The sequence below is a fragment of the Pseudonocardia sp. TRM90224 genome (assembly GCF_021245725.1).
In the GTDB taxonomy this organism is placed as follows: Bacteria; Actinomycetota; Actinomycetes; order Mycobacteriales; family Pseudonocardiaceae; genus Pseudonocardia.
In genome coordinates this window covers 1-14978 of sequence record NZ_JAJGSX010000015.1, presented here as the reverse complement: position 1 = coordinate 14978, position 14978 = coordinate 1, and the positions used below count along the sequence as shown (strand labels likewise).

Sequence of the window (14978 nt, the reverse complement as noted above, 5' to 3'; positions counted from 1 at the left end):
CGCGATGACAGCGGCTCCCGGCCCGCCGCGACCCGACCGGCTGCTGCGCACGATCGCGCGGGCGGCGGCGGGAGCGGCGGTTGTGGCCGCCCGCGGCGGCGTCCGGCTGCCGCGCCCGGTCGACCGGGACCTGAAGGTCGTCGTCGCGGAGCTCACCGCGGAGGCGCCCGACGCCGTCGGGCTGCGGCTCGCGCGGCCGGACGGCGCACCGCTGCCGCCCTGGCGCCCCGGGGCACACCTCGACGTCCTGCTGCCCTCCGGGCGGCTGCGGCAGTACTCGCTCTGCGGCGATCCCGCCGACCGCACCGCCTACCGGGTCGCGGTGAGACGCATCGACGCAGGTCAGGGCGGGTCGTTGGAGGTGCATGGGCTGCTGCCGGGCACGCGGCTGGTCGTGCGCGGGCCACGCAACGCGTTCCCGTTCGTCGTCGCGCCCGCCTACCTGTTCCTCGCGGGTGGCATCGGCATCACGCCGATCGCGCCGATGGTGCGGGCGGCCGCGGCCCGCGGTGCCGACTGGCGGCTCGTGCACACCGGCCGCGACCTGGCCTCGCTCCCGCTGAGCGAGCGGCTCGCCGGGCTCGACCCCGCGCGGGTGATCCGGCGCGCCGACGACGTGCACGGCGGCGTGCCGACGGCGGCGGAGCTGCTCGCCGACCTCCCCGCCGGCGCGGCCGTCTACTGTTGCGGCCCGCCCGCGATGATCGACGCCGTGCGCCGGGCGGTGCCGGACGGGCACGGGTTCCACGCCGAACGCTTCTCGCCGCCCCCGGTGCGCGGCGGCCGCCCGTTCACCGTGCGGCTCGGCCACGGCGGGCCGGTCGTCGAGGTGCCCGCCGATCGGTCCGCGCTGGCCGCCGTCCGCGACGTCGTGCCCGACCTCGCGTACTCCTGCCAGCAGGGCTTCTGCGGCACCTGCCACGTGCCGCTGCTCGCCGGCGCGACGGAGCAGGACACGTCCGCGCCCGGCCGCATGGCGCTGTGCGTCGCCCGCGCCCGCGACGCGACCCCGCTCGTCGTCGACCTCGGCCGCCACGTGGAACCATGTGGCGGCAGCACGAGCCCACCCAGCAGCCACAAGGTTCCATGAGTCGAGCAGCAGCACAGCCAGGACGCGCCCCGCGGCGGATGTCGCCGGAGCGGCGACGCGAGCACCTCATCGCCGCGGCGCTGGAGCTCTACGGGCGGCTCGCGCCGGAGCAGGTCACCATCGACGACGTCGCTAGGGCGGCGGACGTCTCGCGCGCGCTGTTTTACCGGTACTTCCGCGGTGTCGAGGAGCTGCACGTCGCAGCGCTCAGCGCCGTCGTCGAGGAGTTGACCACCCGCATCTCGATGCCGCCGGGCGAGTCGCCGGCCGACCAGCTGCGCGGGGCACTGGAGGAGTTCTTCGCCGTGGTCGAGCGGCACTCCGCGGCGTACGTCGCGCTGCTGCGGACCGGCTCGGTGATCACGACGGGTGAGACGGCCGCGCTGGTCGACGGCGTGCGCAACCACATCGTCGGGCTGCTGGTCGAGCGCAGCGGCGTCCCGGCGACCACCCCGCTCTTCCTGATGACGTTGCGCGGCTGGGTCGCCCTCGTCGAGGGCACGTCGCTGCGCTGGCTGCAGGAGCCGTCCATCCCCCGCGACGAGCTGATCACGTGGCTCGCCGACCAGCTCGCCGCCATGCTCACGGTGACGGCATCACGCGACGCCAGCGCCCACCTGCTAACCCTGACGTAGACCCCAACTTCGGGTCGTCAGGGGACGCGGACGTCGCCGGGGTCCTTGTCGGCCCGCAGCCCGCGCCAGGCGGCGTGGCGGAGCCTGCGGTCGTGGGTCCAGCGGCGGAACTCGACCTCGCCGACCAGCCCGGGCTCCACCCATTGCGCGCCGCGGGCGTACTCGCGAGGGACCTCCGCAAAAGGCGAGGTCGCGCGGCCCAACGGCACGAGCGCGCGCAGCAGGTCGTCGAGCATGCGGTCGGTGAACCCGGTGCCGACGTCGCCGATGTACTGCAGCACACCCTCGCCGTCGTAGGCGCCGAGCAGCAGCGCCCCCAACCCGTTCGCGCGTCTGCCCTTGCCTTGCCGCCAACCGCCGATCAGCACCTCCTGGGTCTGCACGAGCGCGGTCTTGACCCACGCCGGCGAGCGTCGCCCCGGCTCGTACCGGGCGGCCCGACGCTTGGCGACGATCCCCTCCAGGCCGTGCTGCCGGGCGACGCCCATCAGCTCCGCGCCGGTGAGGCCGTCGACGCTGGGCGGCACCTGCAGCCGCGGCGCGTGATCCTGCAGCCCGAGCTCCAGCAGCCGGTCGCGCCGGTCGACGTACGGTTGCGCCACCAGCGATTCGTCGTCGACCACCAGCAGGTCGAACACGTAGAAGAACACCGGGACCTGCGCCACTAGGTCGGGCGCCGGGCCGCGGACGTGCATCCGGTGCTGCAACAACCCGAAGTCGGGCCGGCCGCCGTCGTCCAACGCGACCAGCTCCCCGTCCAGCACGACCCGCCGCCCATCCAAGGCGTCGGGCAGGACGGCCAGCTCGGGGTAGCCACCGGTGAGGTCGTTGCCGTTGCGGCTGGTCGCCCGCCACTCGTCGCCCGCCACGCCGACGACCGCGCGCACACCGTCCCACTTGAACTCGAACGCCCAGCCCGGCCCGGCCGGCGGGGTGCCGGTCGTGGCCAGCATCGGGGCGATCGGCGCAGGCAGCGAGCCGGTCATCAGGCGATCGTGCCTGATCAGGGGCCGTCGTGGTGCGGGAATCCGACGGGGTTGCCGGATGGTGAGAAAACACTGACCCGATCGGGTCGCCCCTGCCGCCGCGTGGTGAGTCCGCCGGAGGGCCCCCGGTGCGCACACTCGTGGCACACCCCGATGGAGGGAGCCACCGTGCCGACGACAACCGTGCCGACGACATGCGCACCGATCACCGGGTACGAACCGTGCGACCGCTGCCGGGCTCGCGCGAAGGTCCGCGCCGTGCTGGCCGCCGGCGGCGAGCTGTTCTTCTGCGACCACCACGCCCGCCGCCACAGCGTGCGGCTCGCCGAGCTAGCTGCCGAGCTCTACCCGGCCGAGACCGACTAGACCGAGACCACCCGCCCTCCCGCGGGAAGTCAGGAAAGCCACTTTCCAGCAACCACGTTGCAGGAAAGTGGCTTTCCTGCGACTTGGAGCATGCCCGGTTCGATCGGGCACCCACGGGCACCGCAGCCGTCGCGGTCACCCCGCTCGTCGGGGAGGGCAGGAAAGCCACTTTCCTGCCCTGTGAGGGCCGGAAAGTGGCTTTCCTGCCCACGCGTGCGCAACGCCCGGCGGCCCTACGGCGCCCTCAGACCCGGTTCAGCAGGATCGGCAGCGACGCCTGGATCTGCTCGCGGTTCGGCTCCAGCCACGGCGGCAGCTTCAGCGACCGGCCGAGCTCCATGAGCGGCTCGTCGACGGTGAACCCCGGCCCGTCGGTCGCGATCTCCAGCAGCACGCCGCCCGGCTCGTGGAAGTAGATCGACCGGAAGTAGGTGCGGTCGCGGATCTCGGTGACGGGCAGGCCGGCCGCGAGGATCTCCTGTCGCCACACCTCCTGCGTCGCGTCGTCGGGCGCGCGCAACGCGACGTGGTGCACCGACCCGCCCGACTGCAGCCCTCGCGCACGGCTGTCGGGCACGACGTCCACCAGCGCGCCTGCCCCGCCGTCGCCCATCACGAACCGCATGCGACCGCGATCCTCGCTGTGGGCTCGCATGCCGAGCAGCTCGGTCAGCAGCCGCACGGTGTGCTCGGGCATGCGCTCGGACATCGTCACCGAATGCAGCCCCCGGACCGCGTGCTCGGCTGGGATGCCGGCCATCCCGTCCCAACCGGAGCGGTGGTCGCCGGGCGCGGCCACGAGGTCGAGCACGAACCCGTCGGGGTCGCGGAAGGTCAGCACCTCCTCACCCGCGCGCGCGTGCGGGCCGTCGACCGCGATCCCGAGGCCGGTCAGGTGTCGCTGCCACCAGCCGATCGACTGCGGCGGGACGCTCAGCGCCGTCGCTGTCACCAGGCCGCTGCCGGCGTGGCCCGCCTCGGCACCGGGCCACGCGAAGAACGTCAACAGCGTCGACGGTGCACCCTCGGTGTCGCCGTAATAGAGGTGGAAGCTCTCCGGCGCGTCGTAGTTGACGGTCTGCTTCACCAGCCGCAGACCCAGCGCCCTCGTGTAGAAGTCGATGTTCCGCTGGGGTTGCGTCGCAATCGCCGTGACATGGTGCAGGCCGTGCGGCGCGGGAGCGCTCATGGTGCAGCATCCTATTTGCCGTCTCAACGAGCCGCTGGCCCGCCCGTGCCACGATCACCTCATGGAGACCATGCTCGCCGGACGGCTGCACCTCGACGGCACCCGACGGTTCGCCGTCGAGGAGGTACCGGTGCCGGAACCCGCAGCGGGAGAGGTGCTGGTCGCCGTCGAGGCGGCCGGGGTCTGCCTCTCCGACGTGCACCTGATCGACGGCTCGCTGACCCCAGCTTTCCTCCCGGACACCGTCGTGACGCTCGGCCACGAGGTCGCCGGCGTAGTGCGCACCGTCGGGCCGGACGTGCCGGGCGACTGGAAGCCGGGCGACCGGGTAACGCTGCAGGCCGGGCAGACCTGCGGCACCTGCGCGGGCTGCGTCCGGCGCAGGGCGTGCATGCAGATCAGGACCCGCGGCGTCGACTACGACGGCGGCTGGGCGCAGTACACGACCGCGCGCCACGACACGCTCGTCGCCGTGCCCGACGCGTTGCCTCTCGACCAGGCCGCGATCGTCCCCGACGCCGTCTCGACGCCGTACGCCGCGATCGTGGTGACCGGAGGTGTGCGGCCCGCGCAGGCCGTCGGGATCTGGGGCGCCGGCGGGCTCGGCGCCCACGGCGTGCTGGTGGCGCGGCTCGCCGGGGCGGCGCCGATCATCGTCGTCGACCCGCTGCCGGCGGCCCGTGACCGCGCGCTCGACTTCGGCGCCGACATCGCGCTCGACCCCGCCGACCCGTCGTTCCAGGCGACCGTCCTGCAGGCGACGGGCGGGCGCGGGCTCGATGTCGCGTTCGACTTCGCCGGTGTCGGCGCGGTGCGCGAGCAGGCCGCGACGGTGCTCGGCCCGGGCGCGCAGCTGGTGCTGGTCGGGCTCACCCCGGAGCCGCTGACCGTCACGAACGGCACGCGCTTCAGCTTCCTCGGCAACGGCCTGCGCGGACACTACGGCTCGGCACCCGAGCACATCGAGCAGCTCATCCGGCTGGCCGGCTCGGGCCGGCTGGACCTCGGCCCGTCGATCAGCGCGCACATCCCGCTCGCCGACGCCGCGACGGCCGTCGCCCGGCTGGAGAGCAAGGACGGCAACCCGATCCGGCTCATCCTCACGCCGTAGACCCCGCAACTTGCCCACCGTTTCGCCAACCTGCACGGCGTTTCGGGTGTGCAGGTTGGCAAAACGGTGGGGAACTTCAGCGGCGGCGCAGCAGGACGCCGCGGACGAAGACGGCCTGGCCGGCGTGCTGCGCGCAGTCGTCGACCACGCTGACCAGGCGCACGCCGAGCGACACCGGCGGGTCCCAGCGCTCGTCGACGATCCGCTCCAGATCGTCCTCGCGGATCGTCTCGAGGTAGGCGACGGACTGCGCGTGCACGGCGTCGTGGTAGCCGAGCAGCAGCTCTGCGCTCGACTGCACCTGCCCGACGTCGGCGCTGCTCTGGCCGTACCCGGTCGCCGACGGCCGGAACGGCAGCTTGAACCGCTCCGCCCAGCCCTGCGACGTCCACACCTGCTCCTGCTCGGCGACCTCGGCGATGTGGTCGTCCTGCACGCGGGTCAGGTGCCAGACGAGCCACGCGATCGAGTTGGCCTCGGGGTCGAGCCGCTCGGCCAGCTCGGCTGTGCTCAGCCCGTCCACTGCGTCGTGGACGACCTCCTTGGCCCGCCCGAGACCGTCGACGAGAAGATCGATGCCGTTCATGGCTCCACCCTCGCACGGAGGGCCTCCTCGATCTCGGCGGCCGTCGCGAACTCGCCGGCGACGGCGGCGCGCTGCGACTCGTCGAGGTCGAGTGCCCGCAGCTCGGCCAGCGCCTGCGCCGCGCCGGCGGCCTCGCCGACCCGCATCCGCAGTTCGGCCAGGAAGACCAGCGCGCCGACCCGCTCGACGGCAGGTGCGTCGGTATGCCGGGCCAGCGCCTTCTCCAGCACGGAGATGGCGGTGCCCTCGTAGCCGCGCGAGTCGGCCTGCCGGGCGGCCGTGCGCACTGCACGCTCGAGTCGTCCGTGCGGCGACTCGTCGTCCGCGCTCTGCTTGGCACTGACCCGCAGCCAGTTGCCGCCCGGGTCCACGACGGTGAACCCGCCCGCCATGCCCTGCTTGCGCCGCGGCCGCGTGATGCGCGGGATCCCCGACTGCGGCAGTTTGCCGTACGCCCCGCGCAGCCCGGCGGCAAAAGCGTCGAAGAGCGCGGCGGTGTCGTCCGACACGATGATCACGCTCGCGTACGACTGCTCGGGGTCGAACCCCTCGATTCCGCCGAAGAACAGTGCGATGTCGTTGCGCTCCATCGAGAGGCAGGGGTACGGACGGTCCTGGCGGTAGGTCTGCACGAAGCCGAGAGCCTGGTAGAAGGGCACGACGTCGTCGAGGGCGCGGCAGGGAAGGATCGGGATCGTTCGCTCAGGCACGTAAAGACCGTACAGTGTTCGGAGTTTTGACGGAAGGACAGCGATGGAGTACGCGGGCCGCGGCGACCCGGCACGGACGATGGCGTTGCTCTGGCGCACCGCCCCCGGACCGCGGCGCGGACCGAAGCAGGGCCGCACGCTCGACGAGATCGTCGCCGCGGCGCTCACACTGGCCGCGCGCGTGGGACTCATGACGCTGTCGATGCGCGCGGTCGCGCAGCACCTCGGAGTCGGCGCGGCATCGCTCTACACGTACGTCCCGGGGAAGGCCGAGCTGCTGGAGCTGATGGTCGATGCCGTGGTCGGCGCACGGCCACTGCCCGTGCGCGGGGACGACCCGCGCGCGGCGCTCGACGCGTACGCGCGCGCCGAGCTGGCCGGATACCGCGAGCACCCGTGGCTGCTGCAGGTCGCGAGCGCGCGCTCGGTGTTCGGGCCCGGCGTCGTGGCCCGCTACGACGCAACGCTCGGCCTGCCCGACCTACCGGCGGCGCAGGCCGTCCAGGCGATCGCCGCGCTCGACGCCTACGTCCGAGGCGCCGCCGCCGAGGTCGTCGAGGCCGAGCAGGCGCCCGAGCGCACCGGGCGCAGCGACGACGAGTGGTGGGCCGCGCACCTCCCCATGCTCGACGAGCTCATGACCGCCGAACGCTTCCCGCGGCTCGCGGCCGTCGAGGCGGCGGGCGGGTTCGCCGTCGCCGCGACCGGCAGGCCGTACACGCTGCAGCGCGCGCTCGACCGCTTCGACGCCGGGCTCGCGCTGCTGCTGGACGGGATCAGCCGTAACGGGTGAACCGCTCGACGCGCGAATCCGAAAAGTGCCGATTCAAGGACGCAGTTTCCGGCGGTAGACATTCCCACGACATCTAGGCACAGATGTCCCCTGAATGTCCGACAAATGCCCTACCGTTCACCCTTTGCGCCCATGACCTCCGCACCTACGCTTTCGAACGAGAGCACCCGAGGACGAACAGAGAGGCAGCAGGCATGAGACTTGCCCTGGCGAGCATGAGCGACAGACTACTCACACTCCTCGTACCCAAGGCAGACGCCAGCGCAGGAGCATGCGAATACCGCGATTATTGCACGCATGGGCTATGCAGAATTCACATCAATGGGCCTGTCTACCCATACACCCGGAAGCGGCTCTACAGCAACTGCGAAATCGTGAACGCGGGCTGCTGCACCAAACTTTGACGATCACCCGTATCGGGTGACCCGCTCCGGCTCGATCACGATCCGGACGAGGTCCGACTCGACCATGCCCTTCAGGTTCGCGGCCTGCGCCGGGTCGTCGAGGTCCCAGTAGCGGGCGCCGAGCCGCGCGGCCAGCTCGCTCGCGCCGTCGGTGTGCACGGTGGCCGTGCCCACGACGGCAACCCAGTTCTCTGGCTCACCGACGGCGTTCGCCGCGACGAGCGACGCCCGCGGCTCGGCCTCGACAGCCCGGACCTTCGGCGACTCGGCGCTGGAGAAGAGCTGGATCGTGCCGTCGTCGGCGGCCTCGAACCACACCGGCCGCGGCGCGGGCCATGCCGTCTCGCTGCGCGGGGCGACAGTGAGGAACCCCAGCCGTGGTCCGGCGAGGAACCGGAGATCGGCGTCGGTGAGGGACGTGCTTGCCATCAATGCTCCCGAGAGGTTGCGGATGATCCATCCGCCTCAACCCGACGCACCGCACCCGGCATTCCACCCACACCCGACGGGAGGGCAGGAAAGCCACGTTCAGGCCCTGTGAGGGCAGGAAAGTGGCTTTCCTGCCCTCACACGCACCCCGAGACGCCGGCGAGATGGGTGCGGGACGCACACGTTGCCGGGAAAGCCACGTTCCCGGCCCCACACGCCGGGAAGGTGGCTTTCCCGGCACTCCCTTCCCGTGCCCCGCGCGGGTCAGGTGGCCGGCTCGATGCGGCCGGCCACCTCGCCGAAGGCGATGCGGGAGCCGTCGGGGCCGGGTGCCGTCGCGGAGATGACGATCTCGTCGCCGTCCTCCAGGAACGTGCGGGTGGTCCCGTCGGGCAGGGTCAGGGGCTCCGCGCCGCCCCAGCTCATCTCCAGCAACGAGCCGTATTCCTGCTTGCTGGCGCCGCTGACCGTCCCGGACGCGTAGACGTCGCCAGGGCGGGTCGGCGCCCCGTTGATCGTCATGTGCGCGAGCTGCTGCGCGGGCGTCCAGTACATCCCGGCGAACGGCGGCGAGGAGACGAGGTGCCCGTTGAGCCGCACCTCGATGGCGAGGTCGAGCCCCCAGTCGCCGTTGTCGCGCAGGTACGGCAGCGGCTCCGGGTCGCGGGCGGGCGGCGCGACCCGCGCGGCCTGCAGCGCGTCGAGCGGGACGACCCACGGCGAGATCGACGTGGCGAACGACTTGCCGAGGAACGGCCCGAGCGGCACGTACTCCCAGGCCTGCAGATCCCGCGCGGACCAGTCGTTCAGCAGGAACACCCCGAACACGTGCTCGGCGAAGTCCTCCACCGGCACCGTCGAGCCGAGCGGGGAACCTGCGCCGACGACGAACCCGACCTCCGTCTCGATGTCCAGCCGCACCGACGGGCCGAACACCGGCGCCGGATCCTGCGGACCCTTGCGCTGCCCCTTCGGGCGCACGACGGGCGTCCCGGAGACGACGATCGACCCGGACCGGCCGTGGTAGCCGATCGGCAGGTGCTTCCAGTTGGGCGTGAGCGCGGCGGAATCCGGGCGGAAGATCTTCCCGACGTTCGTCGCGTGCTGCTCGCTGGAGTAGAAGTCGACGTAGTCGCCGACCTCGAACGGCAGGTGCAGCGTCACCTCGGAGCGTGGGACGAGGTGAGCGCTCGTCACGGGATCACGTAGCCACTCCGTGATCGCGGCCCGCACCGCCGTCCAGGTGGCGCGGCCTGCCGCGAGCAGCGGGTTCAGCACCGGGGCGGCGAGCAGCGCCTCGAACGGGCCACCGGCCGCGGCCGCGCCGACGTCGAGCACGGCGTCGCCGTACGCGACCCCGATCCGGCGCCGGTCGTCGCCGTGGCTGAAGACGCCGTAGGGAAGGTTCTCCAGCCCGAAGCCGGCTGTCGTTCCGGTGGTCATGCGTTCGGTCCCCGTCCTGCCCACGTCCACGCGTACGCCGGGTCCTCGCTCGCGGTGCCGCCCTCACCCAGCTCCAGCGGGCGGAAGGTGTCGACCATCACGGCCAGCTCGTCGAAGAACTCCGCGCCGAGCGACCGCTCGATCGCCGAGGGCTGCGGGCCGTGCGAGTGCCCGCCGGGATGCAGGCTGATCGAGCCCTGTGTGATCCCGGAACCCTTGCGCGCCTCGTAGTTGCCGCCGCAGTAGAACATGACCTCGTCGGAGTCGACGTTGGAGTGGTAGTACGGCACCGGAACGGCCAGCGGGTGGTAGTCGACCTTGCGCGGCACGAAGTTGCAGATCACGAAGTTCTGCGCCTCGAACACCTGGTGCGCCGGCGGCGGCTGGTGCACCCGCCCGGTGATCGGCTCGAAGTCGGAGACGTTGAACGTGTACGGGTAGAGGCAGCCGTCCCAGCCGACGACGTCGAACGGGTGCGTCGGGTAGACGTACCGCGTGCCGGTGATGCCCCGGGAACCCCGGTGCTTGACCAGCACCTCGACGTCCTCGCCTTCGACCACCAACGGCTCGGCGGGCCCGTGCAGGTCGCGCTCGCAGTAGGGGGCGTGCTCCAGCAGCTGCCCGAACCGCGAGAGGTAGCGCTTGGGCGGCGCGATGTGCGAGTTCGCCTCGATCGCGTAGCAACGCAGCGGCTCGCCGCCGGTCGGGACCCAGCGGTGGGTGGTCGCCCTCGGCAGGATCACGTAATCGCCCTGGCGCGCCGTGAGCGTGCCGAACACCGTCTCGACGACCGCCTCCCCGGCCTCCACGTAGACGCACTCGTCGCCGACCGCGTTGCGGTACAGCGGCGACGACTCCCCCGCCACGACGTAGGAGATCCGCACGTCGGCGTTGCCGAGGACGAGCCTGCGCCCGGTGACGACGTCGGCGCGCTTCCACTCCTCGCCGGGGAACAGGTCGTGCAGCTTGAGGTGGCGCGGGAGCAACGGCCGGTTCTCCGTGGTGCGCTGGTCGGGCAGCTCCCACGGCGTGGCGTCGACGATCGCCGAGGGCACACCGGTGTGGTAGAGCAGCGACGAGTCGGAGGAGAAGCCCTCCTCCCCCATCAGCTCCTCGCGGTAGAGCCCGCCGTCGGGTGCGCGGTGCTGCGTGTGCCGCTTCGGTGGGATCTCACCGGTGCTGCGGTAGTACGCCATCGTTGACCTCCTCGCGATCTGCAGGAACGGGATGGTGCGGGCCGCCCAGGGCGCGACCGAGCGCCTCCGCGACGGCGGCGGTCGGGACGACGGCGGCGATGTGCGCATCGGGCCGGACGACGAACACCTCGCCGCTGCCGGCGCCGAGCAGCTCACCGGTGGGGTCGACCGCATCGAGCGCGAGCACCCGGACCGGCCCGGTGGCGGCCTCCGCGGCGGCCGCGAGCTCCGCCGGGTCGACGTCCGGGGCGGCGAGGAGCAGGAACCCGTCGCGCGCCACCTCCCGGAGGCGGCTGCCGCTGCGCGGCGAGGGCAGGAAAGCCACTTTCCGGCCCTCTGGGGGCAGGAAAGTGGCTTTCCTGCCCTTCCCGGGCGCGCCGTCGGTGCCGTCGGTCTTGTTGGTTCCGTCGGTCAGCGGCGTGTCCGGCACGAGCGTGCCCGGCCCCGGCGGCGGGGACTGCCCGCGCGGCGGCCGGCCGGCGAAGGGGCGGCCCGGGTCGGGTGTGGTCAGCGGCGAGTCGACGTACCAGAACGGCTCGTAGAGCCGGCCGGAGTCGACCTGCGCGCGGACGGCGGGGTCGGCGGCGGCGCGGGTGAGCACGTCCGTCCGGTGCGCCTTGCGCGGCGCGTCCGGCGGCACCAGGAAGTCCATGGTCGCGGTGGTGACGGCGATGTTCTCCGCAGCGGCCGCGTGCCGCTCGGCGTGGTAGCTCTCCAGCAGCTCCGGCCCCGCCCAGCCGCGCAGCAGGTAGGCGAGCTTCCAGGCCGCGTTCTCCGCGTCCGCCACCCCGGAGTTCAGCCCGCGCGCCCCGAACGGGGACATCAGGTGCGCGGCGTCGCCCGCGAGCAGCACCCGCCCCACCCGCATCCGGTCGACGCACCGCGAGTGGAACCGGTACACCGACATCCAGACGATCTCGTACGCCGTCTCCCCGATCACGGCCCTGATCCGGGCGTCGAGCGCTCCTGACGCGGCTTCGGCCTCGAGGTCGTACCCCGCGGCGACCTGCCAGTCGATGCGGAACGTCGAGCCGGGCGTCGGGTGGATCAGCACCTGCCGGCCCGGGTTCCAGCTCGGATCGAAGTGGAACCGCCGCTCGGTCGCCCACCCTGCGAGGTCGGCCTTGATGTCGCAGATCAGGAAGCGGTCGTCGAACGACTCACCCTCGAACGTCACCCCCAGCTGCCTGCGCAGCTCGCCGCAGCTCGCGCCGGCGCACAGGATCGCGTACGGGCCGCGCACGCCCACGGAACCGCACTCGACGGTCACGCCGGCGCTGTCCTGCGTGATGCCTGTTACCTCGCAGCCCCACCGGACGTCGATCAACGGTTCAGCGCCGACGGCCGCATCGAGCAGCTCCTCCGTCCGGCTCTGCGACAGGTTGACGAACGGCGGGAACGGCGAACGGCCCGGGTCGGTCAGGGTGTAGCTGAACAGCTCGGCGCCCTGGTGGAACGTGCGCGCGGTCGACCACGTGACGCCCTCCCGCGCCACCTGCTCCCCCACGCCGACCGCCGCCCAGATGTCGATCACATCGCGGTGCTGGCAGATGGCCTTCGACCCGATCACGTCCCGCTCGGGACGGCGGTCCAGCACCACGCACGGCACGCCCCAGCGCGCGAGCAGCAACGCCGCGGTCTGCCCGACGGGTCCGTTCCCCACTATTATGACGGGGTCCACGTCACCCGCCCTGCAGCTGCGCCCAGACTTCCTGGTCGCGTTCCGCGGTCCAGATGACGGGCCGCTCGACGCCGGCGAGCTCGTCCCACAGCCGGGAGACGTCGAACGGGAGGCAGTGCTCGAAGATCGGCCAGCGCCCGTACTGCTCGTCGAGCGCGGCGTGGCAGGCCTCGAAGGCGTCCCTCAGGGTGCCGCCGCGCGCCTGGGCCGCGCCGACCTCCCTGATCATGACGTCGAGGAAGTTCCGGGTCTGCGCGATCGCCGAGTCGACCGCAGCACGGCCACGGCTGACTGCGCCCCGACCGCCGATGAGCGCCTCCGCCCCGAACGCCTGCACCCGGTCGAGCGTGCCGCCCGTCCAGTCGCGGTGGAACGCGTCGCCGGTGTAGAGCGCGGCCTCCGCCTCGACGAGGTCGCCGGCGAAGAGGATCTTGTGGCGGGGCAGCCAGCCGACGATGTCGCCCTCGGTGTGGCCGCGCCCGCAGTACTGCAGGACGAGATCGCCGCGGTCGCCGCCGAGGTCGATCGTCAGCCGGTCGGAGAACGTGAGGGTGGGCCACGTCAGGCCGGGCACCGAGTCGGCCTGCTCGGCGAGCCGCGGCATGCGCGCGAACTCCGACGCCCAGTCCTGCTTGCCTCTTTCGGCGACGAGCGCGCGGGTGTTCTCGTGCGCGACGATCACCTCGGCGCCGAACGCGGAGGCGCCGAGGACCCGAACCGCGTGGTAGTGGCTCAGCACGAGGTAACGGACGGGCTTGTCCGTGTGCTCGCGCAACCTGGCCAGCCACTTGCCGGCCGCGACCGGCGTCGCCATCGCCTCGAAGCAGACGAGGAAGTCCTCCCCCTCGATCGCCCCGACGTTCGGGTCACCCTCGGCCGTCAGCGCGTAGACGCCGTCGGCGAGCACCTCCAGCGTCTGCTCCTTCTCGGCCAGGTCGCCCGAGGACGCGAACGGCTTCGCTGACATCCCGCCTCCAAGTAGTCAAAGCTTTGACAACCGGATGCTACGCCTGCGACGGCGGAATCGGAATCCCGTGCAACCCGTCGGGTGGCTGTGTTCGTCCTCCCCGCATGAAGCTCCGCCTCGCCCTGCTCGCCGCGCTGGCCCTGCTCACGGGGGCCTGCGGCCAACCGCCCCCAGCCGCCGCTGCACCCGGCATCTCCGCGAACCCCGACCCGCTACAGCTGGTCGGGACGTGGACCGTGCACGACGCCGGCTACGGCGACGGGGCGGTGGTGCACGTGTGGGCCGGCCGGTTCACCGTGATCGACGACTGCCTGCAGTTCGGCGGGCCGTGGCGGGCCGGGTGGACGGGCGACCTGATCGCCGGCGTCACCATGACGAGCGGGTGCCGCAAGGCCGTGCCGGAATGGGTCACCAAGGCGACCAAGGTGAGCATCAACGGCACCGAACGCATGCTGACCGGCGCGGACGGCACCGTCGCCGCCCGACTTGTCGCGTCGGACGCACCGCCGCCCGAGTACGAGCCGACCCCGGCGTCGACCGTCACCGACGAGGTGCGAGCGGAGTGGGGCCGACCCGCGCCGCTGCCACAGCACCTGCGACCGGTGTCGCCGGCCGCGCTGGCGGGCCGCTGGACACCGGAGCGCAAGACCGACTCGCAACCGTTCCTCGACTTCGCCACCGACGGCACCTGGACCGGCTCCGACGGCTGCAACCGAACAGCCGGGCGGTGGATCGTCGCGCTGGACGGCACGCTGCTCGCGACCGACCTCCTGGAGCAGACGCTCATCGGGTGCGACAACCTCCCGGTGGGCACGTGGCTCACGGGCGCGCGCCGGGCCGGGCTCGACGGCGAGACCCTCGTCCTGCTCGCCGCGGACGGGACGGAGACCGGCCGCCTCACGCGCTGACGAGCCCGAACCCGCGCGGGGGCACGCCGCGGGCGAGGTCAGGAAAGTGCGCCATGGCCCTCCGAGGGCTGCCACGAGGATGTGAATCCGTGATGGGTGCGGCGCTCGGGTGGACGGTCGCGGTGGGGTCGGTGAACGAACGGCGCGGCGGGCACGGGGCGGTGGTGGCCGGCTGGGTGTGTGCGTTGCGCACGCGAGGGCAGGAAAGCCACTTTCCGGCCCTCACGTTGCATGAAAGTGGCTGTCAGGTGAATCGACGCAACTGTCGCGGTCGGCCCAGGGTCGGGTGGGCTTAACGAGGCCGCTCACCCGCCGCCACATGGAACCCTGTGGCTGGCCTGCAACGTTGCACGACCGCCACAAGGTTCCATGTCGCGGACCCGGGGGCACGATCAACCCGCCAGCCTGATGCGTGCGCAACACACCCGTTGCCAGGAAAGCCACTTTCCTGGCACCACAGGACAGGAAAGTGGCTTTCCTGGCA

General features: G+C 72.4%; 15 protein-coding genes. 6 read left to right on the top strand and 9 right to left on the bottom strand.

The genetic code is table 11. The features are described 5' to 3' along the window. Nucleotides 1–4: 4 nt before the first annotated feature. Both LL648_RS21270 and LL648_RS21265 read left to right on the top strand, forming a co-directional pair. Nucleotides 5–1090 (top strand): PDR/VanB family oxidoreductase, encoded by a 1086-nt coding sequence (locus LL648_RS21270; protein ID WP_232664387.1) that lies wholly within the window; start codon nt 5–7, stop codon nt 1088–1090. Continuing rightward, nucleotides 1087–1725, top strand: coding sequence for a TetR/AcrR family transcriptional regulator (locus LL648_RS21265; RefSeq protein ID WP_232664386.1), 639 nt, complete (start codon nt 1087–1089; stop codon nt 1723–1725). Before LL648_RS21270 ends, LL648_RS21265 begins: the two co-directional genes overlap by 4 nt. Before the next feature lie 17 nt (nt 1726–1742). Here the strand turns inward: LL648_RS21265 and ligD are convergent, their stop codons facing one another. Beyond that, nucleotides 1743–2711, bottom strand: coding sequence for a non-homologous end-joining DNA ligase (ligD, locus tag LL648_RS21260; RefSeq protein WP_232664385.1), 969 nt, complete (start codon nt 2709–2711; stop codon nt 1743–1745). 168 nt (nt 2712–2879) lie between these two features. Between ligD and LL648_RS21255 the strand changes: the two genes are divergently transcribed. Further along, nucleotides 2880–3077 (top strand): DUF7455 domain-containing protein, encoded by a 198-nt coding sequence (locus LL648_RS21255; protein ID WP_232664384.1) that lies wholly within the window; start codon nt 2880–2882, stop codon nt 3075–3077. Between the two features lie 244 nt (nt 3078–3321). Here the strand turns inward: LL648_RS21255 and LL648_RS21250 are convergent, their stop codons facing one another. Further along, the gene (locus LL648_RS21250) at nt 3322–4266 is read right to left on the bottom strand and encodes a ring-cleaving dioxygenase (RefSeq protein ID WP_232664383.1); all 945 of its coding nucleotides are present in this window, start codon (nt 4264–4266) and stop codon (nt 3322–3324) included. A 61-nt stretch (nt 4267–4327) separates the two neighbouring features. Here LL648_RS21250 and LL648_RS21245 point away from each other — a divergent pair, with 61 nt between their 5' ends. After that, entirely contained in the window at nt 4328–5377 is a 1050-nt protein-coding gene (locus tag LL648_RS21245; protein ID WP_232664382.1) for a zinc-binding dehydrogenase, read from the top strand. Between the two features lie 76 nt (nt 5378–5453). Here the strand turns inward: LL648_RS21245 and LL648_RS21240 are convergent, their stop codons facing one another. Together LL648_RS21240 and LL648_RS21235 are read right to left on the bottom strand one after the other, a co-directional pair. Further along, the gene (locus LL648_RS21240; RefSeq protein WP_232664381.1) at nt 5454–5963 is read right to left on the bottom strand and encodes a mycothiol transferase; all 510 of its coding nucleotides are present in this window, start codon (nt 5961–5963) and stop codon (nt 5454–5456) included. Beyond that, on the bottom strand, nt 5960–6673 hold the full coding sequence (locus tag LL648_RS21235; protein WP_232664380.1) for a hypothetical protein: 714 nt from the start codon (nt 6671–6673) through the stop codon (nt 5960–5962). Before LL648_RS21235 ends, LL648_RS21240 begins: the two co-directional genes overlap by 4 nt. Nucleotides 6674–6716: 43 nt before the next feature. On the opposite strand from LL648_RS21235, the gene LL648_RS21230 reads away from it, so the two are divergent. Further along, on the top strand, nt 6717–7466 hold the full coding sequence (locus LL648_RS21230; RefSeq protein ID WP_232664379.1) for a TetR/AcrR family transcriptional regulator: 750 nt from the start codon (nt 6717–6719) through the stop codon (nt 7464–7466). Nucleotides 7467–7873: 407 nt separating this feature from the next. Here LL648_RS21230 and LL648_RS21225 read toward each other — a convergent pair whose 3' ends face one another. The 5 genes from LL648_RS21225 to LL648_RS21205 form a co-directional block, all read right to left on the bottom strand. Then, a complete protein-coding gene (locus tag LL648_RS21225; RefSeq protein ID WP_232664378.1) occupies nt 7874–8299 on the bottom strand; it encodes a pyridoxamine 5'-phosphate oxidase family protein in 426 nt (141 codons plus the stop codon). 264 nt (nt 8300–8563) lie between these two features. After that, entirely contained in the window at nt 8564–9742 is a 1179-nt protein-coding gene (gene fahA, locus LL648_RS21220; protein WP_232664377.1) for a fumarylacetoacetase, read from the bottom strand. Continuing rightward, nucleotides 9739–10938, bottom strand: coding sequence for a homogentisate 1,2-dioxygenase (locus LL648_RS21215; RefSeq protein WP_232664376.1), 1200 nt, complete (start codon nt 10936–10938; stop codon nt 9739–9741). The genes fahA and LL648_RS21215 overlap by 4 nt, the downstream gene beginning before the upstream one ends. Beyond that, the gene (locus tag LL648_RS21210; RefSeq protein ID WP_232664597.1) at nt 10913–12604 is read right to left on the bottom strand and encodes an FAD-dependent monooxygenase; all 1692 of its coding nucleotides are present in this window, start codon (nt 12602–12604) and stop codon (nt 10913–10915) included. The genes LL648_RS21215 and LL648_RS21210 overlap by 26 nt, the downstream gene beginning before the upstream one ends. 16 nt (nt 12605–12620) lie before the next feature. After that, nucleotides 12621–13586: an MBL fold metallo-hydrolase gene (locus LL648_RS21205; protein ID WP_232664375.1), complete on the bottom strand. Its 966-nt coding sequence runs from the start codon at nt 13584–13586 to the stop codon at nt 12621–12623. Nucleotides 13587–13690: 104 nt separating this feature from the next. Between LL648_RS21205 and LL648_RS21200 the strand changes: the two genes are divergently transcribed. Then, entirely contained in the window at nt 13691–14494 is an 804-nt protein-coding gene (locus tag LL648_RS21200) for an META domain-containing protein (RefSeq protein ID WP_232664374.1), read from the top strand. Nucleotides 14495–14978 lie beyond the last annotated feature (484 nt).